This is a genomic window from Micromonospora sp. NPDC048905 (assembly GCF_040649655.1).
Lineage (GTDB): Bacteria > Actinomycetota > Actinomycetes > Mycobacteriales > Micromonosporaceae > Micromonospora.
On record NZ_JBEZFV010000001.1, the window covers coordinates 549,739 to 571,917 of the forward strand.

The 22,179-nt window shown below is 70.5% G+C and carries 19 protein-coding genes and 1 pseudogene; 6 read left to right on the forward strand and 14 right to left on the reverse strand.

Going from position 1 to position 22,179, the window contains the following annotated elements:
• Window positions 1-252: 252 nt before the first annotated feature.
• The 11 genes from araA to AB0C01_RS02485 all read right to left on the reverse strand — a co-directional run bounded on the left by araA (window position 253) and on the right by AB0C01_RS02485 (window position 13,622).
• Entirely contained in the window at window positions 253-1,755 is a 1,503-nt protein-coding gene (araA, locus tag AB0C01_RS02435; RefSeq protein WP_357246128.1) for an L-arabinose isomerase, read from the reverse strand.
• A 26-nt stretch (window positions 1,756-1,781) separates the two neighbouring features.
• The gene (yjfF, locus tag AB0C01_RS02440) at window positions 1,782-2,771 is read right to left on the reverse strand and encodes a galactofuranose ABC transporter, permease protein YjfF (protein ID WP_357246131.1); all 990 of its coding nucleotides are present in this window, start codon (window positions 2,769-2,771) and stop codon (window positions 1,782-1,784) included.
• Window positions 2,768-3,838, reverse strand: a complete 1,071-nt coding sequence (locus tag AB0C01_RS02445; RefSeq protein WP_357246134.1) for an ABC transporter permease — start codon at window positions 3,836-3,838, stop codon at window positions 2,768-2,770. Before AB0C01_RS02445 ends, yjfF begins: the two co-directional genes overlap by 4 nt.
• Window positions 3,835-5,376 (reverse strand): sugar ABC transporter ATP-binding protein, encoded by a 1,542-nt coding sequence (locus tag AB0C01_RS02450; RefSeq protein WP_357246136.1) that lies wholly within the window; start codon window positions 5,374-5,376, stop codon window positions 3,835-3,837. The genes AB0C01_RS02445 and AB0C01_RS02450 overlap by 4 nt, the downstream gene beginning before the upstream one ends.
• A gap of 190 nt (window positions 5,377-5,566) precedes the next feature.
• Window positions 5,567-6,574 carry an ABC transporter substrate-binding protein gene (locus AB0C01_RS02455; RefSeq protein ID WP_357246139.1) on the reverse strand — a complete coding sequence of 336 codons (1,008 nt, stop codon included), beginning with the start codon at window positions 6,572-6,574 and terminating at the stop codon, window positions 5,567-5,569.
• A 189-nt stretch (window positions 6,575-6,763) separates the two neighbouring features.
• Window positions 6,764-8,446, reverse strand: a complete 1,683-nt coding sequence (araB, locus tag AB0C01_RS02460; protein WP_357570018.1) for a ribulokinase — start codon at window positions 8,444-8,446, stop codon at window positions 6,764-6,766.
• 701 nt (window positions 8,447-9,147) lie between these two features.
• The gene (locus AB0C01_RS02465; protein ID WP_357570019.1) at window positions 9,148-9,936 is read right to left on the reverse strand and encodes an ABC transporter permease; all 789 of its coding nucleotides are present in this window, start codon (window positions 9,934-9,936) and stop codon (window positions 9,148-9,150) included.
• Window positions 9,933-10,910 (reverse strand): ATP-binding cassette domain-containing protein, encoded by a 978-nt coding sequence (locus AB0C01_RS02470; RefSeq protein WP_357570020.1) that lies wholly within the window; start codon window positions 10,908-10,910, stop codon window positions 9,933-9,935. Before AB0C01_RS02470 ends, AB0C01_RS02465 begins: the two co-directional genes overlap by 4 nt.
• Before the next feature lie 31 nt (window positions 10,911-10,941).
• Complete coding sequence (locus tag AB0C01_RS02475; protein WP_357570021.1) at window positions 10,942-11,784, reverse strand: DUF4097 family beta strand repeat-containing protein; 843 nt, start codon at window positions 11,782-11,784, stop codon at window positions 10,942-10,944.
• 72 nt (window positions 11,785-11,856) lie between these two features.
• Entirely contained in the window at window positions 11,857-12,381 is a 525-nt protein-coding gene (locus tag AB0C01_RS02480; RefSeq protein WP_357254285.1) for a hypothetical protein, read from the reverse strand.
• Window positions 12,382-12,446: 65 nt separating this feature from the next.
• Complete coding sequence (locus tag AB0C01_RS02485) at window positions 12,447-13,622, reverse strand: FUSC family protein (RefSeq protein WP_357570022.1); 1,176 nt, start codon at window positions 13,620-13,622, stop codon at window positions 12,447-12,449.
• Window positions 13,623-13,903: 281 nt separating this feature from the next.
• On the opposite strand from AB0C01_RS02485, the gene AB0C01_RS02490 reads away from it, so the two are divergent.
• Window positions 13,904-16,132, forward strand: coding sequence for a hypothetical protein (locus AB0C01_RS02490; RefSeq protein ID WP_357570023.1), 2,229 nt, complete (start codon window positions 13,904-13,906; stop codon window positions 16,130-16,132).
• An 8-nt stretch (window positions 16,133-16,140) separates the two neighbouring features.
• Here the strand turns inward: AB0C01_RS02490 and AB0C01_RS02495 are convergent, their stop codons facing one another.
• Complete coding sequence (locus AB0C01_RS02495; protein ID WP_357570024.1) at window positions 16,141-16,887, reverse strand: SDR family oxidoreductase; 747 nt, start codon at window positions 16,885-16,887, stop codon at window positions 16,141-16,143.
• A gap of 130 nt (window positions 16,888-17,017) precedes the next feature.
• On the opposite strand from AB0C01_RS02495, the gene AB0C01_RS02500 reads away from it, so the two are divergent.
• Both AB0C01_RS02500 and AB0C01_RS02505 read left to right on the forward strand, forming a co-directional pair.
• Entirely contained in the window at window positions 17,018-17,671 is a 654-nt protein-coding gene (locus AB0C01_RS02500) for a class I SAM-dependent methyltransferase (RefSeq protein ID WP_357254291.1), read from the forward strand.
• 429 nt (window positions 17,672-18,100) lie between these two features.
• Window positions 18,101-18,622: pseudogene (locus tag AB0C01_RS02505) on the forward strand (ice-binding family protein); the annotation flags it as partial.
• 55 nt (window positions 18,623-18,677) lie between these two features.
• Here AB0C01_RS02505 and AB0C01_RS02510 read toward each other — a convergent pair.
• Complete coding sequence (locus AB0C01_RS02510) at window positions 18,678-19,163, reverse strand: hypothetical protein (protein WP_357570260.1); 486 nt, start codon at window positions 19,161-19,163, stop codon at window positions 18,678-18,680.
• 56 nt (window positions 19,164-19,219) lie between these two features.
• Here AB0C01_RS02510 and AB0C01_RS02515 point away from each other — a divergent pair, with 56 nt between their 5' ends.
• A complete protein-coding gene (locus AB0C01_RS02515) occupies window positions 19,220-19,327 on the forward strand; it encodes an LPXTG cell wall anchor domain-containing protein (RefSeq protein WP_357254538.1) in 108 nt (35 codons plus the stop codon).
• A 329-nt stretch (window positions 19,328-19,656) separates the two neighbouring features.
• Here the strand turns inward: AB0C01_RS02515 and AB0C01_RS02520 are convergent, their stop codons facing one another.
• Window positions 19,657-20,187 carry an AAA family ATPase gene (locus AB0C01_RS02520; RefSeq protein WP_357570025.1) on the reverse strand — a complete coding sequence of 177 codons (531 nt, stop codon included), beginning with the start codon at window positions 20,185-20,187 and terminating at the stop codon, window positions 19,657-19,659.
• 169 nt (window positions 20,188-20,356) lie between these two features.
• Here AB0C01_RS02520 and AB0C01_RS02525 point away from each other — a divergent pair, with 169 nt between their 5' ends.
• Window positions 20,357-21,544 carry an RNA ligase RtcB family protein gene (locus tag AB0C01_RS02525; RefSeq protein WP_357254295.1) on the forward strand — a complete coding sequence of 396 codons (1,188 nt, stop codon included), beginning with the start codon at window positions 20,357-20,359 and terminating at the stop codon, window positions 21,542-21,544.
• Window positions 21,541-22,176 carry a peptide chain release factor H gene (prfH, locus tag AB0C01_RS02530; protein WP_357254297.1) on the forward strand — a complete coding sequence of 212 codons (636 nt, stop codon included), beginning with the start codon at window positions 21,541-21,543 and terminating at the stop codon, window positions 22,174-22,176. Before AB0C01_RS02525 ends, prfH begins: the two co-directional genes overlap by 4 nt.
• The last annotated feature ends 3 nt before the right edge of the window (window positions 22,177-22,179 follow it).

The following is a 22,179-nucleotide window of genomic DNA, read 5'->3' on the forward strand; positions in this document are numbered from 1 at the left end:
TGATCGCTAACACCGGTTGCCCGACCGTCACGGTGACGAGGTGCCGAAACCGCGGGGTAGGACGCGCGCGCGGCCGGACCAGCCAACGACATCGACCATCTTGGCTATAGACTGTGAGCGATAACATGCTGTTAGTCAAGGCGTAACACAATCGCCTCGTGGCCCTGCTGACGCAGACGCGAACGGGTGGCCCACCGCCGGCCCGCAGGCCGAGATGGACCACCCGTCATGGACGCGGCCGGGCCGCGCCGGTCAGAAGCCGCGGGCCAACCGGTAGTAGGCCTGGTTCCAGCGAATCTCGTCGGCGAAGCGGCGGGGCTCGGTGTCCGCGTCGATGACGACGAGTTCGGTACGGCTCATCTCGGCCAGGTCGTGCAACTCCTCCACGCCCACCGCCTGCGACAGCACCGTGTGGTGCGGTGCCCCGGCGGTGATCCACGACTCGGCCGAAACGGGCAGGTCCGGCCGCGGACGCCAGACGGCACGGGCCACCGGCAGTCGACGCAACGGCTGCGGCGGCGTCACCACGTCGATCTCGTTGGCCACCAACCGGAACCGCTCGCCCATGTCGGCGAGCCCGAGCACCACCGCCGGGCCGGGGGCGGCGTCGAACACCAGCCGGACCGGGTCCTCCCGACCGCCGATGCTCAGGGGGTGGATCTCCACGTTGGGTACGTCGGAGGCGATGGTCGGGCAGACCTCCAGCATGTGGGCGCCGAGCACCAACTCCTCGCCCGGGGTGAGGTCGTAGGTGTAGTCCTCCATGAACGACGTGCCGCCGTCCACGCCCACCGACATCGCCTTGAGCGTGTGCACCAGGACGGACGTCTTCCAGTCGCCCTCGCCACCGAAGCCGTAGCCGTCGGCCATCAGCCGCTGCACGGCGATGCCCGGCAGCTGACGCAGGCCCCCGAGGTCCTCGAAGTTCGTGGTGAAGGCCCGGAACCCGCCCGTGTCCAGGAACGTGCGCATGCCCAACTCCAGGCGGGCCGCGTACCGCAACGAGTCGTGCCGGTCACCGCCGGGCAGCAGGTCGCCGCCGATGCGGTAGGTGTCCTGGTACTCCTTGACCAGGTCGTCCACCTGCGCGTCGGTGACCTCACCGACCACCTCGACCAGGTCGTTGACGCCGTAGGTGTTGACCGAGACCCCGAACCGCAGCTCCGCCTCGACCTTGTCGCCCTCGGTCACCGCGACGTCGCGCATGTTGTCACCGAAGCGGGCCAGGCGCAGCGACCGCATCGCCGACCAGCCGAGCGCGGCACGTGCCCACGCCCCGACCCGAGCGGTGACCCGCGGGTCGCTGACGTGCCCGGCCACCGTCTTGCGGGCCACACCGAGACGGGTCTGGATGTACCCGAACTCCCGGTCGCCGTGGGCGGCCTGGTTCAGGTTCATGAAGTCCATGTCGATGTCGTTCCAGGGCAGCAGCACGTTGGCCTGGGTGTGCAGGTGCAGCAGCGGCGTCTGCAGCGCGTCCAGACCGGAGATCCACATCTTCGCCGGCGAGAAGGTGTGCATCCAGGCGATGACCCCGACGGCACCCTGGGCGGCGGCCTCCCGGCAGACCTGCAGGATCTCACCACTGTTGGTCAGGACGGGCTTCCAGACCACCCGGGCGGGAATCTGCGGCGAGTCGTCGAGCGCGGCCGCGATCTGGCGGGACTGCTCGGCGACCTGCCGGAGCGTCTCCTCGCCGTACATGCCTTGGCTGCCGGTGAGGAACCAGATCTCGGGCTGGGTTTGTGGTGCCATGGGGTTGCCTTCCGCGAGAGGAACTGTCACTTGTAACGGATTCCGATGAGGCGCTGGAGGAGGATGAACGCGAAGAGCAGACCGCCGATCACGATCTTGGTCCACCAGGAGTTGAGGCTCCCATCGAAGGTGATGAGGGTCTGGATCACGCCCAGGACCAGCACGCCCAGCACCGTTCCGAAGACGTAACCCGCGCCCCCGGTGAGCACCGTGCCGCCGATGACGACGGCGGCGATGACGTCCAGCTCCATGCCGACGGCGATCAGTGGCGCACCGGAGAGGGTGTAGAAGGACAACAGGATCCCACCGATCGCGGAGCACAGGCCGCTGATCGTGTAGACGGCGATCCGGGTCCGCCCCACCGGCAGACCCATCAGCAGGGCCGACTGCGGGTTGCCGCCGATGGCGTACACGTTGCGGCCCAGCCGGGTGTAGGCCAGCACGTACGCGGCGACGGCGACCACGACGAAGGCGATCAGCACGCTGATCGACACGAAGTTGCCCTGCGGGTTACCGATCCGCTCCTGGGACATCGAGGTCCAGAACCCGTCGGTGATCGGGATGGACGAGCCGGAGATGAACGTGCACATGCCCCGGGCGAAGAACATCCCGGCGAGCGTGACGATGAACGGCTGGATCTCGAAGAAGTGGATGGCGCAACCCATCAGCAGACCGAGCGTCGGGCCGATGAGCAGGGCGATGACGAGTACCAGTGCCGCCGGCATGCCGTCCTGCAGCAGCGCGGCCGACACCATCGCCGTCATGGCGACGACCGACCCGACCGACAGGTCGATGCCACCGGTGAGGATCACGAAGGTCATACCCACCGCGACGACGAGCAGGAAGCCGTTGTCGATGAAGACGTTGAAGATGACCTGCACGTTGGAGAACGCCGTGTACTGCGACACCCCGATGGCGTACATCACCAGCAGCAGGGCGAGCGTCGCGAGGACTGGTATCTGCTTCCTCGGCAGCCGGAACCGGGTACGACCGGCGGTAAGCGTTCCAGTGGTCATGCCGGCACCTGCTCCTTCGGCTTGTCGGCGATGGGGGCGGACGGCGGAACGCTGCGCCTGCGGCGGGCGAACCGGGCCCGGAAGGCCGGCGCCTGGATGAGGCAGACGGCGATGACGACGACCGCCTTGAACAGCAGCGAGGTCTGCGGCGAGATGTTCATGGCGTACACCGAGGTGGTCAGGGTCTGGATGATCAGCGCGCCGAGGATGGTGCCGCTCAGGAAGTAGCGGCCGCCGGCGAGGGACGTGCCACCGATGACGACCGCGAGGATGGCGTCCAACTCCACCCAGAGACCGACGGCGTTGCCGTCGGCGCTGGAGACGTTGGCCGTCATCATGAAGCCGGCGACCGCCGCGCAGACGGCGCTGACGACGTACGCGAGGAAGATGACCCGGCCGGAGCGGATACCGGCGAGTCGGCTCGCCTCCGCGTTGCCGCCCACCGACTCGATGATCATGCCGAGTGCGGTGCGGCGGGTGAACGCGGCGACGAGCACCGCCGCGGCAAGGGCGATGAAGATGGCCAGCGGAAGGGTCAGCAGGTGACCCAGCCCGATCGTCCGGAACGGCCCGGAGTTGATGGTGATGATCTGCCCCTGGGTGATCAGCTGGGCGAGACCCCGGCCGGCCACCATCAGGATCAGGGTGGCGATGATCGGTTGGATCCCGATCACGGCCACCAGCACCCCGTTCCAGACGCCCAGCACGAGCGCGACCCCCAACGCCATCGCGAGGGCGGTCAGCACCACGGTGAGACTGTTCTGGTCGGGCTGCTTGCTGATGTACATGCAGGCCATCGCGCCGCTGATCGCGCAGACCGAGCCGACCGACAGGTCGATGCCGCCGGTCGAGATGACCAGGGTCATGCCCAGCGCGACGAGGATCAACGGCGCGCTCAACCGCAGGATGTCGATCGGCGAGCCGTAGAGGTGCCCGTCCTTGAGTTCGATGGACAGGAACCCGGGCCGGTAGATCGTGTTCGCGGCGAGCATGGCGACCAGCACGGCCGCAGGCCAGAACAGCCGGTGACCGGTGATCGTCCGGTAGCGGCTCACGGTGTCGCTCATCGGTCTGCCTCCTCGCGGTGGGACCCACTCGCGATGGTCTGCATGATGCGGTCGGCGTTGAGGCTGTCGTCGTTGGCGAGCTGCGCGACCATCTGGCGGTCCCGCATGACGGCCACCTTGTGGCTGAGGCGCAGCACCTCCTCCAACTCGGCAGAGATGAACAGCACCGCCATGCCACCGTCGGACAGCTGCGTCACCAGCTTCTGGATCTCGGTCTTCGCGCCGATGTCGATGCCCCGGGTCGGCTCGTCGAGGATCAACAGCCGCGGCTCGGTGATCAGCCACCGGGCCAGGAGCACCTTCTGCTGGTTGCCACCGGAGAGGTTGCGGACCGGAACCTCCGGGTCCGCGGGCCGGATGTTGAGTGCCTTGATGTACTTGTCGACCAGCTCGTCCTGGCGACGACGCGGGATGGGACGCAGCCAGCCACGGGCCGCCTGCATGGCGAGGATGATGTTCTCCCGGACCGACAGGTCGGCGACGATGCCCTCGGCGCGGCGGTTCTCCGAACAGAAGCCGACGCCGTGGTCGATGGCCTGCGCGGGGGTCCGCAGGCTACTCGACGTGCCGTCCACCACGACCTGACCGCCGTCGGTCCGGTCCGCGCCGAACAACAACCGCGCGACCTCGGTACGCCCCGAGCCCAGCAGGCCGGCCAGGCCCACCACCTCGCCGGCGTGGATGGTGAGGCTGAACGGCTCGACCGCCCCCGCCCGGCCGAAGTCCGACACCGCCACCAGCGGGGTGCCCTTCTCCACCGCGGCGAGGTCCCGTCGGGAGTGCTCCTCAATGCCCTCGAGGACGTCGAGTTCCTTGCCGATCATCTTCTCCACCAGGGAGAGCTGGGGCAGCTCGGTGGTCAGGTACTCGCCGACGAGCCCACCGTTGCGCAGCACGGTGATGCGGTCCGCGATGTCGTAGACCTGGTCGAGGAAGTGGGTCACGAACAGGATCGCGATGCCCTCGTCGCGCAGTTGCCGCATGATGCGGAACAGCTGCGCCACCTCGCCGGCGTCGAGGCTGGACGTCGGCTCGTCCAGGATCAGCACCCGGGCCTTGATGTCGATGGCGCGGGCGATGGCGACCATCTGCTGGATCGCCAGCGAGTACGAGCCGAGCGGCGCGCTGACGTCGAGGTCGAGGTCGAGGCGGGTGAGCAGGGCTCGGGCGCGGCGGCGAACCTCGCCCCAGCGGACGGCGCCGAGGAGCCGGGGCTCACGGCCGATGAAGATGTTCTCCGCCACCGACAGGTTGGTGCAGAGGTTGACCTCCTGGAACACGGTGCTGACGCCGTGGGCGGTCGCCTGCATCGGCCCGCTGAAGGACACCGCCTCGCCGTCCAGGGTGATCGCGCCCTCGTCGGTGTCGTAGACGCCGGTCAGCACCTTGATGAGGGTCGACTTGCCGGCGCCGTTCTCGCCCATCAGGGCGTGCACCTCGCCGGGAAAGAGCCGGAAGTTTACGTCGTGGAGTGCGCGCACCCCGGGAAAGGACTTGCTTATCCCGGTCATCGTCAGGACCGGACGGCTATCCGTCATCCCATCAGACCTCTTCTGGGGGTTGTCGACGCGGAAGGGCCGCTGCGCTCCCACCGCGCACGCCCGGCCGCCCCTGCGGGGGGCTCGGGCGGGCGTGGCACGGGTCATCGCGGGTCATGCCCGGTCCGTTCGGGTTTATGGGGGGACGAGGCGGGGCCGCCACGCGAGCGCGGCGGCCCCCCGACGTCGATCAGTACTTGCGGGTGGGCAGAGCCTCCTTGGCCTGCGCCTGGGTGAAGGTGGTCTCCTGGGTCTCGATCCGAGCCGGAACCTCTTCGCCCGCGTGGACCTTCTTGGCCAGGTCCATCAGCTGCGGGCCGAGCAGCGGGCTGCACTCCGCGATGAAGTTGAACTTCCCGTCGGCGAGGGCCTGCATACCATCCTTGACGGCGTCGACCGTGATGATGGTGATGTCCTTGCCCGGCACCTTGCCGGCGGCGGTGATCGCCTCGAGCGCACCCAGGCCCATGTCGTCGTTGTGCGCGAACAGCACGTCGATCTGCTTGTTGGCCTTGAGGAACTGCTCCATGACCTGCTTGCCACCGGCGCGGGTGAAGTCACCCGGCTGGGAGGCGATGATCTTCAGGTTCGGGTTGGCGGCGATCGCCTCGCCGAAGCCCTTCTTACGGTCGTTCGCCGGCGCCGCACCGGTGTTGCCCTGCAGCTCGACGATGTTCACCGGGCCGGTGGCGGTCTTCTTCTGCTCGACCAGCCACTCACCGGCGAGCTTGCCCTCCTTGACGAAGTCCGAGCCGAGGAACGACTTGTACAGCGACTTGTCGGCCGAGTCCACCGAGCGGTCGGTCAGGATGACCGGGATGTTGGCGTCCTTGGCCTCCTTGAGCACGGTGTCCCAACCGGACTCCACCACCGGCGAGAAGGCGATCACGTCGACCTTCTGCTGGATGTAGTTGCGGATCGCCTTGATCTGGTTTTCCTGCTTCTGCTGCGCGTCGTCGAACTTCAGCTCGATGCCCGCCGAGGCGGCGGACTCCTTGATCGAGGTGGTGTTCGCGGTACGCCAGCCGCTCTCCGCGCCGACCTGCGAGAAGCCCATCGTGATCTTGCCGTCGTCCTTGGTGTCGCCGCCGCCGCCGGTGTCGCTGTTGCCGCAGGCCGCCATGCTGCCGACGAGCAGCACACTGGCGAGGACCGTGGCAGCGCGCCACGGAGCGGAGTGCATTCGCATCTTGCGCATCGAATCTCCTTGGCTCGGTGTGGTGGGGAACCGCGCCAACCGCCGATGTGCAAGGAGCGGCGTACGCGGGTGTTGCGTGCTGCTACTTCGGGGTGGTGCAGACCGGCGGGTCGGGTGTGGCCGCAGAGGGTCAGGAACCCGCCGGTGGGACTGGTTGGCGACCGGAGACGTTCCGCCCGCCGGCCGCTGTCACGCGACGACCTCCAGCGCGGCCTCCTGGGTGGCCGTGGCGGTCTCGGCGGCCGCGTTGCGGATCGCCCGCAGGCGGAGCATGACGTCGTTGCCGCCGCGACCGAAGTGGTCGTGCAGCGCCCGGTACTCGGCGTACAGGGCGTCGTAGGCGCGCGCCCGGTCCGGGTCCGGTCGGTAGACCGCCTCGTGCACCCGGCCCATCGCCTGCGACGCCTCGTGGATCGACGGGAACTCACCGGCGGCGACGGCGGCATGGATCGCCGACCCGAGGGCCGGCCCCTGCGCGGACGCGATGATGTTCAACGGTCGCCGGGTCACGTCGGCGTAGATCTGCATCAGCAGCGCGTTGTTGGTGAGACCACCGGCGATCACCAGGTCGTTCACGGCCACACCGGCATCGACGAACGCCTCGATGATCATCCGCGTGCCGAAGGCCGTGGACTCCAGCAACGCCCGGTAGATGTCCTGCGGCCGGGTGGCCAGGGTCATTCCGACGATCATCCCGCTGAGGTCGTGGTTGACCAGCAGCGAGCGGTTGCCGTTCCACCAGTCCAGCGCGACGAGCCCGTGCGCACCGACCGGTTGGCTCGCGGCCAGCTCGGTGAGCTGTTCGTGCGAGTCGATGCCGGCCGGGGCGGCGTGCTTGACGAACCAGCCGAAGATGTCGCCGACACCGCTCTGCCCGGCCTCGTAACCCCACGCGCCGGGGCTGATGCCGCCGTCCACCACACCGCACATGCCGGCCACCTCGGCGACCTGCGCGCCGTTGACGACGTGGCAGGTCGAGGTGCCCATGATGGCGACGAGACGGCCGGGCTCCACGGCCTGCGCGGACGCCGCGGTGACGTGCGCGTCGACGTTGCCGACGGCCACCGCGATCCCCTCCGGCAGGCCGGTCCACGCGGCGGCCTGGGCGGTGAGCGCGCCGGCCCGGGCGCCGAGCGGCAGCAACGGACCGTCGAGCTTGGTCACGAAGTCGCCGAAGTCGGGGTTGAGCGCGGTCAGGAAGCCCTCGGACGGGTAGTGACCGTCCTGGAGGATGCCCTTGTAGCCCGCGGTGCAGACGTTGCGGGTCTCGGTGCCGCAGAGCTGCCAGACGATCCAGTCGGCCGCCTCGACGAAGCGCTCGGCCCGGTCGTAGACCTCGGGGTCCTCCTCGAGGATCTGCAGGCCCTTGGCGTACTGCCACTCGGCGGAGATCTTGCCGCCGTAGCGGCCGATCCACGGCTCGGCCCGCTCGTGGGCCAGCGCGTTGATCCGGTCGGCGTGCGGCTGCGCGGCGTGGTGCTTCCACAGCTTGACCCAGGCGTGCGGCCGGTCGCGCAACTCGGGCGTCTCGCACAGTGGGGTGCCGTCGGCAAGCGTCGGCAGCACCGTGCAGGCGGTGAAGTCGATGCCGATGCCGACCACCGCGGCGGGATCCACCCCCGCGGCGGACACCGCTGCCGGGACGGCGTTGCGCAGCACGTCGCGGTAGTCGTCCGGGTTCTGCAGAGCCCAGTCCGGAGGCAGCGCTCGGCCTCCTGGAAGCGCCGTGCTGATCACGCCGTCGCCGTACTCGTGCACCGCGGTCCCCAACTCGGCACCATCACCGACACGGACCACCAGAGCTCGCCCGGACAGGGTGCCGAAGTCGACACCGACGACGTAGCGGTCGTCAGCTCCGTCCACACGGTTCATGTTCACCTCCACCGTTAACGGGGATAGTGTTAACGCTCACATCCAGCCTCGTCAAGACATCTAGGCGCAACAGCTCCGTAACGGAACGCGGAAGCCGAGCCGACTCGGGCGCGTCGCTGGCGGACCGCCACAAAGCACGCGAATCCGGTGTCGGCCCCCGATCCGGCACCGAGAACGCGGCCTGCCGCACGGATCGGCCACCGACCGAACGCTCCTCGGCGGGCCGGGCGACAGGTACCGCACCACCCTCACCACGGGACGCCCGCCGAGCACCGGCGCCTGATGATGTTGGCGATAACATCACCGGGTCGCCGCGCTCCCATGGTCGGACCTCTGGCATGGCTGCCGGCATCGCGATGGCTCGCAAGCGAGCGCTCCCCCGGCGACTACGGGCTCACCTCGTGGCCTCGGGACGGGCGGGTGTTATCGATAACATTCGACGTTTGAGTCCTACCCGGAGCGGTCCGCGAGCCCGCCGGACGGACGGGTGGCGGGCCGGGCTGATCCACTCGCGTTCCTTGAAATCGGGGGGTCCCAGCGCGGGAGACCGGCCGACTCCAAGAAATCCGAGTCGATCAAGCCCTCGCGACGGACCGCCGTCGGGCCGCGCCGCGCGACATGGACAGCCGGCGACTCGGCCCCGTGGGCCGAGTCGCCGGCTGTCCGTCGCGATGGCGGGACGTCGGGCGGGGGTGCCGGGATCAGGTGGCCCGACTGCGGTTGTACAGCGACTTGGCCCAGAAGAAGCAGCCCACGGTGATGACGACGCACCAGACGACCGCGACGATCCCGTTGGCGCCGATCCCGGTGCCGAGCAGCAGACCGCGAAGGGTCTCCATGACGGGCGTGAAGGGCTGGTAGTCGGCGAACCACCGCACCGGGGTCGGCATGGAGTCGGTGGGGACGAAGCCGCTGCCGAGGAACGGCAGGAGGATCAGCGGCATGGGCAGGTTGCTGGCCGTCTCGACACTCTCGCTCACCAGACCGAGGGCCACCGACAGCCAGGTGAGCGCAAAGGTGATCATGGCGAGGACGCCGATCGCCGCGAGCCATTCGACCGGGTTGGCCGTGGGCCGGAACCCGACGAGCAGCGCCACGCCGATGACGGCTGCGAGGCTGAGCAGGGTCTGCACCAGGCTGCCCAGTACGTGGCCGGTGAGCACCGACGGTCGGAAGATCGCCATCGTCCGGAACCGGGCGATGATGCCCTCGGTCATGTCCATCGCGACCGAGATGGCGGTGCCCTGCGCCGCGCTGACCACCGTGATGAGCAGGATGCCGGGGGTGACGTAGTTGGCGTACTGGGAGCGACCGCCGGACGGGCCGAGGCCGGCGCCGAGCGTGCCGCCGAACACGTAGACGAAGAGCAACAGGATGATGATCGGAATGCCGATGAGCAGCATGGTCATCGACGGGTACCGCCGCATGTGCAGGAGGTTGCGTCGCAGCATGGTGCTCGAGTCGCGCACGGCGAGGGAGACGGTGCTCATCGCGCTGGAGCCCTTTCCTGGTCGGGTCGGCCGGCGCGGGAGTCCGGCTGGCCGGTGAGGGTGAGGAAGACGTCGTCGAGGTCGGGGGTGTGCACGGAGAGCCCGGCCACGCTGATCGAGGCACGGTCGAGGTGGTCGAGAAGCGAACGCAGCGACCCGACCCCTCCGTCGCTCGGCACCTGGAGGGTGAGTGCCGCGTCGTCCCGCCTGCCGGCGGCGAACGTACGGGCCGCCGATTCGAGCCCGTCCTGGTCGGCGAACTGCAGCACCACGTGGCCACCCGGGATGAGCCGCTTGAGTTCACGTGGGGTGCCCTCGGCGATCAGCCGGCCGTGGTCGAGGAACGCGACGCGATCGGCGAGCTGGTCGGCCTCCTCCAGGTACTGGGTGGTGAGCAGGATGGTGACGCCCTCGGCGACGAGCGCGCGGATGATCTGCCACATGGCCCGACGGCTGCGCGGGTCGAGACCGGTGGTCGGCTCGTCGAGGAAGATCACGCGGGGCGCGCCGACCAGGGTCATCGCGAGGTCGAGCCTCCGCCGCATGCCTCCCGAGTACGTCGACACCGGCTTGCCGGCCGCCTCGGTCAGGTCGAACTGGTCGAGCAGCTCGGTGATCCGTCGCCGGCCGACACTCTTGTCCAGGTGACACAGGTCGGCCATCAGGAGAAGGTTCTCCCGGCCGGTGAGCAGGTTGTCGACGGCGGAGAACTGGCCGGTGACGCCGATCAGTTCGCGTACCGCGTCGGGGTCTCGGGCCAGGTCGTGGCCGAAGACGCGGGCGTGCCCGCCGTCGGCGTTGATCAGGGTGGAGAGAATCTGCACAGTGGTGGTCTTGCCGGCGCCGTTGGGGCCGAGCAGCGCGAAGATCGTTCCCTCGCTGATCATCAGGTCGATGCCGTCCAGCACGACCTTGTCACCGTAGGACTTCCGCAGGTCGGTGGCGACGATCGCGGGCTTCGTGGAGCTGGTCATGGTCTCCTCCTTCGTGGTCGCGGTGGGCGGGTCAGGCGCGGCGGATCATGATGTCGCCGTAGGAGGTGTTCGCCCGGACCTCGACCGTCTCGTCGGTCTGCGCCGGGCCGTCGGTCGTCTCCAGGGCGTTGTGGACGCGGCCGTGCTTGGAGCTGACGTCGAGCCAGGCGGCGGTCCCACGCCGGATGCCGACCTCGATGGCGCCGTAGGAGGTGTTCAGCTCGATCGCCCCTCGGACGACCTCGCCCAACCGGACGTTGCCGTAGGCGGTGCGGGCCGTCACCGAGGCCAGCGGCGCGTCGAGGGTGATGTCGCCGTACGCGGTGTTGACCCGGACGTCGCCGCCGCTGCGGCCGATCCAGCAGTCACCGGAGGAGTTCTTGATCTCGGCGGAGCCGTCGACCGCCCCGATGCGGACCTTGCCGGAGGAGACCTTCACCCGGGCCGAGCCCGTGACCCGCTCCACCGCGACCTCGCCGTGGCTGCTGTCGATGTCCAACGGCCCGGTCTCGTCGAGCCGGATCCCGCTCCCCGTCTTGATCCGGCACTCGCCCAGCCGACCCTCGCAGCGGAACGCCGCCCAGGACGACTCGCCGTGCACTCGCGACCCGGCCGGCAGCTCGATCAGGACGTCGACCGACGGCCCGGAACCGAAGCCGTAGCGGCGCCAACTCTTCGACACCCTGATCAGCAGTTGTCCTGCGGCGTACTGGACGGTGGTCTGTTCCGCGGTGCTCACGTCGGCCTTGCTCGACGGGTCGCGGGGCCGCACCGTCACCACGGTGTCGGTGCGGTCGGTCGCTTTGATCCAGACATCTCCCACGGGCAGCTCGACCCGGACGGCGATGGGTTCTGGCGTTTCGAAAACAGGCATGGTGGTCTCCCGAAAGGTGGTCGGCGACTGTCGCCGCTGGTCAGCGGCGGGAAAACAAGGGGGTACGGAGAGTCAGCGGGCCCAGCCGGTGAGGTGCTGGCCGGAGCGTGGCTCCACCCGGCGGGGCGGGCGACGCTCCGTCTCGCCGGCGCTGACGGCACCGGCGACGGCGCGTACCAGCCAGGCGTTGACCGAGAGCCCGGCCCGCCCGGCGGCCTCCTCGACGCTTGCCTTGAGGTGGTCGGGGAGTCGGAGGTTGATCCGCGAGGTGCCACCGTCCTCCCCCTCCGGCGCGGGGGCTGGCGTGGCGAGCGGCGGCGGGCCGCTGGCCTCACTCACCTCGTCGACGAGCGGGCTGGCCGGCGTCACCACGAAGTCCGGCTCGCGCCCGCGCAACCGGACGTGCACCGAACCCGGCGCGAGATCGCGGGTGATCTCGTCGGCGGCGTCGGACAGGGCCTCGAGCAACGTGAGACGGGTCGCCGCCTCCAACTGGGCGAAGAGCCGCTCGGCCAGCATCCGGGCCTCGGGGTCGACCCCCTCGGCAGCAATGGCGAACTCGTCTCGCAGGTTCTCGACGTATGACCTCAGCTCCATGGCACCATCATGGCACCACTTTGGCTCAGAACGCAACAGGCGTGGCTCACAATGGTGCCGACCGATCAGGCCCGCCGCGGCACGCCGGGTGCTTCCAGCTCGCCGAACATGCCCCGGACCAGGTGATTCGCCTCTGCCTGAGTCAGCCCGGAGGCCACCAGCAGGTCGCTGACGGTCGTCCGGACCTGTGCCACCACCACCGCCCCGGAGAAGCCGACCCCCTCCCGATAGGCCGCACCGGCCGTCCGGACCGCCCGCAGCGCCTGCTCACGTGCCCGGTTCGGCTCGACCGCGGCGGCGAACTGCCGCTTGAGCAACCGGACGGCCTCGGCGAGATCGGCCACCGCCCCCGGCAGCGCGTCCGGGACCGGTTCACCGTCCTCGATCAGCGTCACCGACCGGCGGATGAGGGTCCCGCTGTTGCGCATCGCCCGGTCGATCGGCTCTGCCGCCTGCGCGTACCGGCTCACCGGACCGTGCCGTTCGCGCCAGTGCACCGGCGACAGGACGCTGGCCTCCCGGGCGCCCTGGGTCGCCTCGACGAACGCCTGCACCTGGCCCTTGTTCTGCCGCAGTTCGCTGCGGGCGGTGCGGGCCCGATCAGCGTCCCGCTCGGCCAGCGCGCCGGCGGTCGCGTCGAGTTGGGTGGCGAGGAGGTCCAACGCCGGCCGCGCGGCCCGGTTGAGCACCCGCAGCGGGTTCAGCGGCAGCAGCACGGTGGTGATCAGCAGCGCCAGCCCGCCCCCGACGAGCGCGTCCACGAACCGAGGGATCTCCAGATCACGGATGGACGGACTGAGCGTGGCGATCAGCACCGCCGTCGCTCCGGCCTGGACCACCACCGCCGCACTGCCCACGAGGAACAGCGCGACCACGATCGCGAGCACGACGATCAGGACGAGTTGCCACCACCCGGTGCCGATCAGCACGAGCAGCAGATCGCCGATCAGCACCCCCACGGTGACACCGATGATCAGTTCGACGGTACGGCGGAGCCGTTGGCCGACGGACGCGGCGAGAGTCGAGACCGCGGAGATCGGTGCGAAGATCGGCTGCGACACGTGCAGCAGCTCGTGCGCCACGAACCACGCCAGCGCCGCGGCCAGACCGGCCTGCACCGCGAGCCCGCCGAAGGCCCGTACCCGACGCATCCGGTCGCGCAGCGTGGCCACCACGCGGTCCCAGAGCCGGACCACGATCGGAGCGCGGCCGTCCGCTCCGTGCCGACCGGCAGCGACCATGGCGGCACCTACCCCGCCAGCACCCGATCAATCCCCCGCGCCGGTGCGTCGACCTCCCCGCCCGAGCGTGTGCGCGGCGCCGACCACGACGAAGGGCAGCCACGGCGTCCGTCGCGGCGTGGGCGGGCCGCGATTGAGGCCGTCCGGTTCGGGTAGACCGCGGTCTGCCGCCGTCCGGGTGGCGGCCCCGGCACGGCGGGCTGGCAGGGCTGGCCTCGGGTGGATCGTGTGCCCGAGGGCTGCCGAGACGCCTCGGGGGGCATTCGGATGGACCAGCGCGGTTGAGCGAGCCAGACACCACCGGCGGCATCGTCGAGCTGCGGGTGCACGGCGTCTCCGGCGCGAACGCCGAAGAGGTGCTGGACCTGCGGCAGGTCTCGCAGGTGGCGGGTGACCGCAACGGAGGCTTCTACCGGCCGCGTCCCCGGTACTCGGACGCCACCGGCGCGCACGGGCTGACGCTGGAGTCGTACCGCTGGGGTGATCTGCCCGCCGGGACCGTGGTCCGCGCCCTGGGGTTGGTCTTCCTGCTGCCGTTCATGCTGGTCAACGTGGCGATCTGGATGCGTCCCGCGAACTCCGGTTCCGAGGCGACGGTCAGGTCGCTGTGCCGGTTGCTGGCGCTCACGCTCACCGTGCTCTACGTGCTCGGCATCGCCGGCGTCGCCCTGGATCTCGTGGGTTGGAAGTGTCTGAACTCGGCGAACTGCCTCGCCGGACGCAGCTGGCTGTCCTGGTTGAGCGGCCGGCCGGTCGGGGTGCGACTGGCGGTACTCGCGCTGGTCCCGGCCACCGCGATCGGCCTGATCTGGCGGATCAGCAACCGGCCGGGGCGGACGTTCGAGGCGTTTCGCGCACCCGAGCAGGTCTCCGGGCATCGGCTCGGCGCGGTCGGTCAGTGGGACGCCGAGCCGCTGGTCGGGCGGCTGCGCTCGATCCACGTCGCCGCCGCGTTCGCGACGCTGGACCTCACCCTGCTCCTGGCCCGGGTCGCCAGCGGCGCCACCGCCATCGGCGTCGCGTTGACGGTGGCCACCGTGGTGGTCCTGGCCGCCTGCGTGGGATCGCTCTGCACTCCCCCGCTGATCGACCGGGCCGCGACGGATCGGCGCCTCGACGGGATCACCCACGCGCTACGGTCCAGCGCCATCGTCCTGACCGTCCTCGTGGTGGCCTACGTGCTGGCCAGTCCGCAGCCGTGGGACGGACGTCGCGAGCTGCCCGGCTACGACATGACCCTGGCCGGGCTGTTCGTCGCACAGACCACCCTGCTGGCCGCACTGGCCGTGGTGCTGCTCCGGCGCCGGGACCGGCAGCGAGGTGCGACGCCGCTGTTCGGGTTGGGTGGGCTCGCGATCGCGGCCGCCGGGATCAGCGTGGCGGTGGCGTACTCCGCCGAGGTGGTCTACCGGGCGGCGGACTTCCTCGACCGGGACACGCCAACCGGTGCGGGCATCGCCGCCGGTCCACCCCGCGCGTACACGTGGGTGATCTTCGGCTTCCTGCGCGCGATCGTGGTCACGCTTGTCGTCGCCGGTCTGGTCATCGTGATCTCCCGCCGGGGCCGGCGTCGCGACGCCGCGGCGATCGTCGCCCACGACTACCCGGACCCGCCGCCGGAGGCCAGCACCCGACTGCGGCAGGTCCGCGACGCGATAGCCCGGGCCCGGTTCACCGAGAAGCTGGTGCCGCTGGCGGTGCTCTTCGGCTGCCTCGCCGGCCTCGCCACGGCCAACACCACCATCGGCCTGCTGGGACAGTTCCCGAGCGACGTGGTCGAGAGAAACATCGGGTTGCCGGCGGACGTGGTCACCTTCGCCATCGCGTTCGGCAGTTGGCTGATCGCCGCGATCATCCTCGGCATGATCGTCGGCAGCGTCTTCGCCTACCGGACCATCCCGTTCCGGCGGCACGTGGGCGTGCTCTGGGACCTCGGCACGTTCTGGCCCCGAGCCGCCCACCCCTTCGCACCGCCCTGCTACGCCGAACGCGCCGTGCCGGAGCTGACCCGCCGGATCACGTACCTCGTCGAGAGCGGCCATGCCGTGCTGCTCACCGGGCACAGCCACGGCTCGGTGCTGCTCGCCGCGACGGTGCTCCAACTGCCGCCGGAGGTCGGCAGCCGGGTCGCCCTGCTCACCCACGGGTCACCGCTGCGTCGCCTCTACGCGCGGCTCTTTCCCGCCTACATCGACGATGCGGCACTGCACGACATCGGCCACCGGGTCGGTTGGCGGTGGGTGAACCTGTGGCGCGACACCGACCCGATCGGCGGCTGGGTCTTCTCCCCCCACCGGTCACCCCGGGCGGCTGCGGGAAGCGACCCGGCCGACACCGTCGATCGTCGACAACGCGATCCCCGGGACGTGGTGACGCCGGCCAGCGACAGCGTTCCCCCTCCGATCCACGGCCACTGGCCGGACGAGGCGGACGAGTCGTTCACCGCGGCGGTGCGGGAGTTGGTGCGGCGTCTGGGTGGGCGGGCGGACCCACCCGTCGCGGCCGGGTAGCGGCCGGCTCACCCGGCCCGGGTACGCCAGTCGTCGAGGCTCGTGGTGGCGATGCGGGCGCCGTCGGCGGGGACCAGCGAGCGTTCGCCAAGCGTGGCACCGAAGTACCGGGCACCCGGGTCGGCCACCACCGACCGGGGATCCTGCTGGGACGCGAGGATGGATCGGCCCAGTTCGTCGAGGCGGAACTGCTCCGGGCCAGCGATCTCGACCACCGCGTTTGTCGGCGCACCGACCACGACGTCGGCGACCGCGGCCGCGACGTCGTCCGCCGCCATCGGTTGGATGAGGACCGGCGCGAGGTGCACGGTGTCGCCGTCCGTGGCGGCGTCGATGATCCCCTGGAGAAATTCGAAGAACTGCGTGGCGTGCACCACGGAGTACGGGATCCCGGCCGCGACGATGAGCTTTTCCTGGGCGACCTTCGCCCGCATGTACCCGCTGTCCGGGATCCGGTCGCACCCCACGATCGAGAGCGCCGCGTAGTGGCCCACCCCGGCCGCCGCCGCGGCGGCGAGGAGATTGCGGGTGGACGTCTCGAAGAACTCCAGAACGGCGGCGGCCTCGAACGACGGCGAATTCGACACGTCGACCACGACATCGGCACCGGCGAGCGCCTCGGCCACTCCCTCGCCGGTCAGTGTGTTGACGCCGGTCTTTGGTGACGCCGGCACCGCTTCGTGCCCCTGGGCGCCGAGATTGTCCACGAGCTTGGAGCCGATGAGGCCGCTGCCACCGATGACGACGATCTTCATGGTCGAACACGTCCTGTCTGCGGTGGGTCTGCAACCGCTGCCCACCAGTAAGACGGAAACCGTGCACCGATGCAGGACAATCGCCCAAGAACAGTGCGACGAGAATCAGCCGGTCCCCTGGAGGTCTGACGTGGCCGTGGTGTCCCATCCGGTGTTCGCCCGGGTGTACGAGAGGCTCAGCGTCGCCATGGACCGCGCCGGCACGGCGGAGTTCCGACGGGACCTGGTTGCTGGCCTGTCCGGCCGGGTGATCGAGATCGGCGCGGGCAACGGCAGGATGTTCGCCCACTATCCACCCGCGGTGACCGAGGTCGTCGCCGTCGAGCCGGAACGTCGACTGCGCGCCGCCGCCGAGCGGGCGGCACCGAGCGCACCGGTGCCGGTCACCGTCGTCGACGGTCTGGCGGACGCCCTGCCCGCGGGTGACGGCGAGTTCGACGCGGCCGTCGTCGCGCTCGTGTTGTGCACCGTGCCGGATCAGGCGAGCGCGCTCGCGGAGGTCAGCCGGGTGCTGCGCCCCGGCGGCCAGCTGCGCTTCTTCGAACACGTCGCCGCCGAGCAGAGCAGCCGCCTGCACCGGACCCAACGCCTGCTCGACGCGACACTGTGGCCGAAGTTGTTCGCCGGCTGCCACACCAACCGCGACACCGTCGCCGCCATCGGTGCCGAAGGGTTCGTGATCGAGGAGCTGCGTCGGTTCCGCTTCCCGGCCACCAGCAACGGCCCGTCCTCACCCTGCGTGCACGGCCGGGCGATCCGGCCCGCGCCGACACACCAGCACTGAGGACGACCGTTGGCCTGGGAAGAGTTTCGCCTGTCGATCGACGAGCGGCCACTTCTCGCGAAGGTGGCGGCGCGGGAGTAGGCGTCGGGCAATCACAGGGCGTAATAGGGAAAACATGAATATGAATGGCTATTGCGCTCCGGTTCGTACGCAATATCCCGTTTTGTGGGTATACGCGCCGATGACGTGATGTGGTGGTCACCGCACTTTGTCCACGTCATCACGGCAGTTTCGCGCAGGGCGCGGCCCACCAGGCGCCCCCTGCGAAGTAGTACCCACGGAGGGTGTTCTGTGACAGCGAAACCCAGTCATCATCGTCTTCGCCGACGTCTCCTACCGGCGCTCGCGGCGGCTGCGGCGGCCGCCGTCGCAGCCGGCCTCCTGCTGGTCAACACGACACCAGCCGTTGCCGCAGACGCACCGGTGAACATGGGGACAGCCGGCAACTTCTCCGTCCTCGCCGGCGCCGAGCCGACCAACACCGGCCCCAGCTTCCTCGCCCAGAGCCTCGGACGATACCCGGGGAACACCGCAATGGGCTTCGGGACGGCAACCATCGGCGGCGAGATCCACCTCGGCGACGCGGTCGCTCTCCAGGCCCAGAGCGACCTGACGATCGCCTTCAACGACGCCGCCGGCCGGACGCCGTTCACCGTCATCCCGTCGGAGTTGGGCGGCAACACCCTCAACCCGGGCGTCTACCGAATCGGAGCCGCACAACTGACCGGGACGCTGACGCTCAACGCCCAGGCCGACCCTTCGGCCGTGTTCATCTTCCAGATCGACTCCTCGCTGACGACGGCGTCGGACAGCACCGTCGTACTGACCAACGGCGCCTCGGCCTGCAACGTGTTCTGGAAGGTCGGCAGCTCGGCGACGATCGGCACGGGAACCACAATGGTCGGCAACGTCATGGCGCTCGCCTCGGTCACGATGGCCACGGAGGCGACCCTGCAGGGCCGCGCGCTGGCGCGAACCGCCGCCGTGACTCTCGACGACAACGACATCACCGCGCCGCTGTGCGCCGGCCCCACCGGCCCACCCGGACCGACAGGTCCACCCGGGCCCACCGGTCCTCCCGGCCCGTCCGGCCCGCCCGGCAGCCCCGGAGCACCCGGCAGCCCAGGCGCGCCCGGTAGCCCAGGCGCGCCCGGTAGCCCAGGCGCGCCCGGTAGCCCAGGCGCGCCCGGTAGCCCAGGCGCGCCCGGTAGCCCAGGCGCACCGGGCAGCCCCGGCGCACCCGGCAGCCCCGGCGCACCCGGCAGCCCCGGCGCACCCGGCAGCCCAGGCGCACCCGGCAGCCCAGGCGCACCCGGCAGCCCCGGCGCACGCGGAGAACCCGGCGCACCCGGCGCACCTGGCAGCCCTGGGGCGCCCGGTAGCCCCGGCGCACCCGGAGCACCCGGAGCACCCGGAGCACCCGGTAGTCCCGGAGCACCCGGTAGCCCAGGCGCACCCGGTAGCCCAGGCGCACCCGGTAGCCCTGGGGCACCCGGCAGTCCCGGAGCACCCGGCAGCCCCGGGGACGGCAGGAGACCCATCCTGCCGGTGACCGGCAGTGGCGCGGTCCCGGCCATGACGGGCATCGGAAGTGCGCTTGTCGTGCTGGGCGCGTTCGCGTTCTTCCTCGCCCGGCGTCGTACCCGGGAGTCCTGATCGAGGGCCCGGCCGGTGACCTGCCGGCCGGGCGCCCTCGGAACTGACCATGCGCGACACCGGCGGCCCACTCCCCAGCGGGGAGTGAGCCGCCGGTTGGTGTGCCGGTCATCGGGGCCGGGCTCCGCAGGGACGGTCACCTGTGCGCTGCGGAGACCGAACTGCCCGGTCATCGCGGTGTGCCGCTCGTCGAGGGCGGCCCGGTACGCGGCGTCGTTGGTGATGGCGGTCGCTGCACTCGGACCACCCTCGATGTAGGTCGGGGCGTAACTCGCGGGTATGCCAGGCGGTGTTCGGCGCGGCGGCGTGGCTCTGAATCCTGACCGGCGTCACCGGTTCGGTAGGCCCGCCAACCAGTCATCCAGGCCCGCCGGACTCGTGAACAGCACCACCGGCGGCCCGGCCGGGTCGGCCTGCCAGGCCCGCATTCGCCGCCGTTCCCGGCCGAACGCGGAGGCGTGCCAGACCAGGATCGAGTCCGGGGACAACACACTGCCCAGCGATTCCCGGTTTCCGTTGCAGATCACCTCGCCCGTGCCCAGGCGACGCAGGGTGCGACGCAGCATCCACCAGAACGAGCGCCACCACGGGTAGTCCAGGGCCACCACCAGGTCGGCACGGGCCAGCGGCACGTCCCGCCATCCGTGGTACGCGCCGTCGAGGATCCAGGTGTCCCGACGGCAGATCTCCTCGATGCGCCCGCGCTGCTGCGCGACCGGCACCTCGACCCACCCCGGCAGCCACAACAGGTCGTCCACCGGATACCACGGCAACCCGAGGCGCTCGGCCAGGCGCTCGGCGAGAGTGGACTTGCCCGAGCCATGCACCCCGTAGACCAGGATGCGACGCGGTGCGGTCATCGCGGCAGCGTACGCCGCGACCGAAAATCGTTTGCCGTACGGGACGGGCTGCCCGAGAGTGACGTCCATGACGTACTGACGGAACCACCCCGCGCATTCGCCCCCGGTGACACCTCCCGGAGGGCCGTGCTGTCGTCCGTTCCCGCGTCTGCGTACGAAGTGAGTCTCCTTGTTGCAGCACCACTCCCCTCGGGAGTCCCTGCCCCCGTCCACCCCGGCCACCGTCACGGTGTTCGCCTCGCCCGCGAGCTGGATCGAGTCCGCCGCGCTCGACCAGTGCCAGCAGGTTGCCGCCCTCGACGGCATGATCCACGTCGCGGCGATGCCGGATCTGCACCCCGGCAAGGGCGCACCCATCGGTGCGGCCATGGCGTCGAGGGTGCTCTACCCGTTCCTGGTTGGCTCCGACATCGGCTGCGGCATCGCCGTGTTCCCCATCAAGCTCAAGCGTGCCGTGCCGGAGCGCCTCGCCGCCCGGTTCCCCGACCTCGACCGCGCGTTGGACCCGGATCAGGACGCCGACGACCCGGCCTGGGCGGTCGTCCAGGGTGACGTTCCGGCCGGTCACCTGGACGGTCTCGGGACGGTTGGCCGTGGCAACCACTTCGTGGAGTTGGCGCGCGTCGACACCGTCCTCGACGCGAACCACGCGAGTCGGCTCGGGCTCGACGCCGGTGATCTCGTGCTGATCGTGCACAGTGGTTCCCGTGGTCTCGGTGAACGGATTCTGCGGGCGCACACCGAGGTGCACGGCGCCGGGGCCGCTCCCGATCCCGCCGCCTACCTGACGAGGCACGACGACGCCGTGCGCTGGGGATCGCTCAACCGGCGGGTGCTGGCGGCCCGGGTCGCGTACGCGTTGGGGGCCGAACCCACCCCGCCGATCGTCGATCAGTGCCACAACCTGGTCGAGGTCTCCGACGGGGTCTACCTGCACCGCAAGGGCGCGGCGCCGGGCGACGGCCGCGACGTCCTCGTGGCCGGCACCCGGGGCACAGCCTCCTATCTGGTGGCCGCCCACGCCGGGCCGGAGGCCAACTATTCGGTGGCGCACGGCGCCGGTCGCAAGATGTCGCGCGCCGACGCCCTGCGACGGGGCCGGGCCAAGCACACGGTCGAGGAACTACGTCGCACGCCCGTGGGCTCGCTCGTGGTGTGCGGCGACCGCCAGCTGCTGTTCGAGGAGGCGCCCACGGCGTACAAGCGCATCGAGCAGGTGATCGCCGATCTCGCCGAGCACCGGTTGGCCACCCCGGTGGTCAGCACGACTCCCCTGGTCACCTACAAGACGCCCGATCTCGGGTCCGCCTCCCGCACTCAGCGGCGGGGTCACCGCGACGGACGGGGCCGGTCGTGAGCGTGCTCCTGCTGCTGTCCGCCGGCCGTGGCCCGAGTGAGTGCGCCTGGGCGCTGGCCCAGCTCCTGCATCGGCTGACCGGAGCTGGCACCCGCCGAGGTCTGACGATCGAACAGGTTCAGGTGACAGCCGGCGATCGGACCGGCACCTACCGCTCGGCGCTCATCCGGATCACCGGCGCGGACGCCGAGGCGTTCGCGGCCTCGTGGACCGGGACGCTGTGCTGGCAGGCCCCGAGTCCGTACCGGGCGAGCACGGGCCGCAAGAACTGGTACGTCACCGCGCAGCCGCCCTCACCCGACGCGGCGCCGACGCCGTTCGCCGAGGCGGACGTCGACATCGTCGGTTGCCGTACCGGCGGTCCGGGTGGTCAGCACCGCAACAAGGCCAGCACGGCGGTCCGCGCGACGCACCGCCCGTCGGGCCTGGTCGTCGTGGTGGACGAGGAACGGCAGTTCAGCCTCAACCGCCGGATCGCCCTGCGACTGCTGCGGCAACGCGTCGAGCAGGACGACGAGGCGGCCCGCAGTGCCGTCACCACCGCCCGGTGGCGGGTGCACGACACCCTGGTGCGCGGCGACCCGGTGCGGGTGGAACGTCCGGAGCCCCAGCGATCGGGCCGCCGAGGGTAGCGG

What these genes read in the sequence shown, in the direction of transcription:
- araA (WP_357246128.1), bottom strand. Translation starts at nt 1,755, where the DNA reads ATGGCACCACAAACCCAGCCCGAGATCTGGTTCCTCACCGGCAGCCAA.
- yjfF (WP_357246131.1), bottom strand. Translation starts at nt 2,771, where the DNA reads ATGACCACTGGAACGCTTACCGCCGGTCGTACCCGGTTCCGGCTGCCG.
- AB0C01_RS02445 (WP_357246134.1), bottom strand. Translation starts at nt 3,838, where the DNA reads ATGAGCGACACCGTGAGCCGCTACCGGACGATCACCGGTCACCGGCTG.
- AB0C01_RS02450 (WP_357246136.1), bottom strand. Translation starts at nt 5,376, where the DNA reads ATGACGGATAGCCGTCCGGTCCTGACGATGACCGGGATAAGCAAGTCC.
- AB0C01_RS02455 (WP_357246139.1), bottom strand. Translation starts at nt 6,574, where the DNA reads ATGCGCAAGATGCGAATGCACTCCGCTCCGTGGCGCGCTGCCACGGTC.
- araB (WP_357570018.1), bottom strand. Translation starts at nt 8,446, where the DNA reads ATGAACCGTGTGGACGGAGCTGACGACCGCTACGTCGTCGGTGTCGAC.
- AB0C01_RS02465 (WP_357570019.1), bottom strand. Translation starts at nt 9,936, where the DNA reads ATGAGCACCGTCTCCCTCGCCGTGCGCGACTCGAGCACCATGCTGCGA.
- AB0C01_RS02470 (WP_357570020.1), bottom strand. Translation starts at nt 10,910, where the DNA reads ATGACCAGCTCCACGAAGCCCGCGATCGTCGCCACCGACCTGCGGAAG.
- AB0C01_RS02475 (WP_357570021.1), bottom strand. Translation starts at nt 11,784, where the DNA reads ATGCCTGTTTTCGAAACGCCAGAACCCATCGCCGTCCGGGTCGAGCTG.
- AB0C01_RS02480 (WP_357254285.1), bottom strand. Translation starts at nt 12,381, where the DNA reads ATGGAGCTGAGGTCATACGTCGAGAACCTGCGAGACGAGTTCGCCATT.
- AB0C01_RS02485 (WP_357570022.1), bottom strand. Translation starts at nt 13,622, where the DNA reads ATGGTCGCTGCCGGTCGGCACGGAGCGGACGGCCGCGCTCCGATCGTG.
- AB0C01_RS02495 (WP_357570024.1), bottom strand. Translation starts at nt 16,887, where the DNA reads ATGAAGATCGTCGTCATCGGTGGCAGCGGCCTCATCGGCTCCAAGCTC.
- AB0C01_RS02520 (WP_357570025.1), bottom strand. Translation starts at nt 20,187, where the DNA reads ATGACCGCACCGCGTCGCATCCTGGTCTACGGGGTGCATGGCTCGGGC.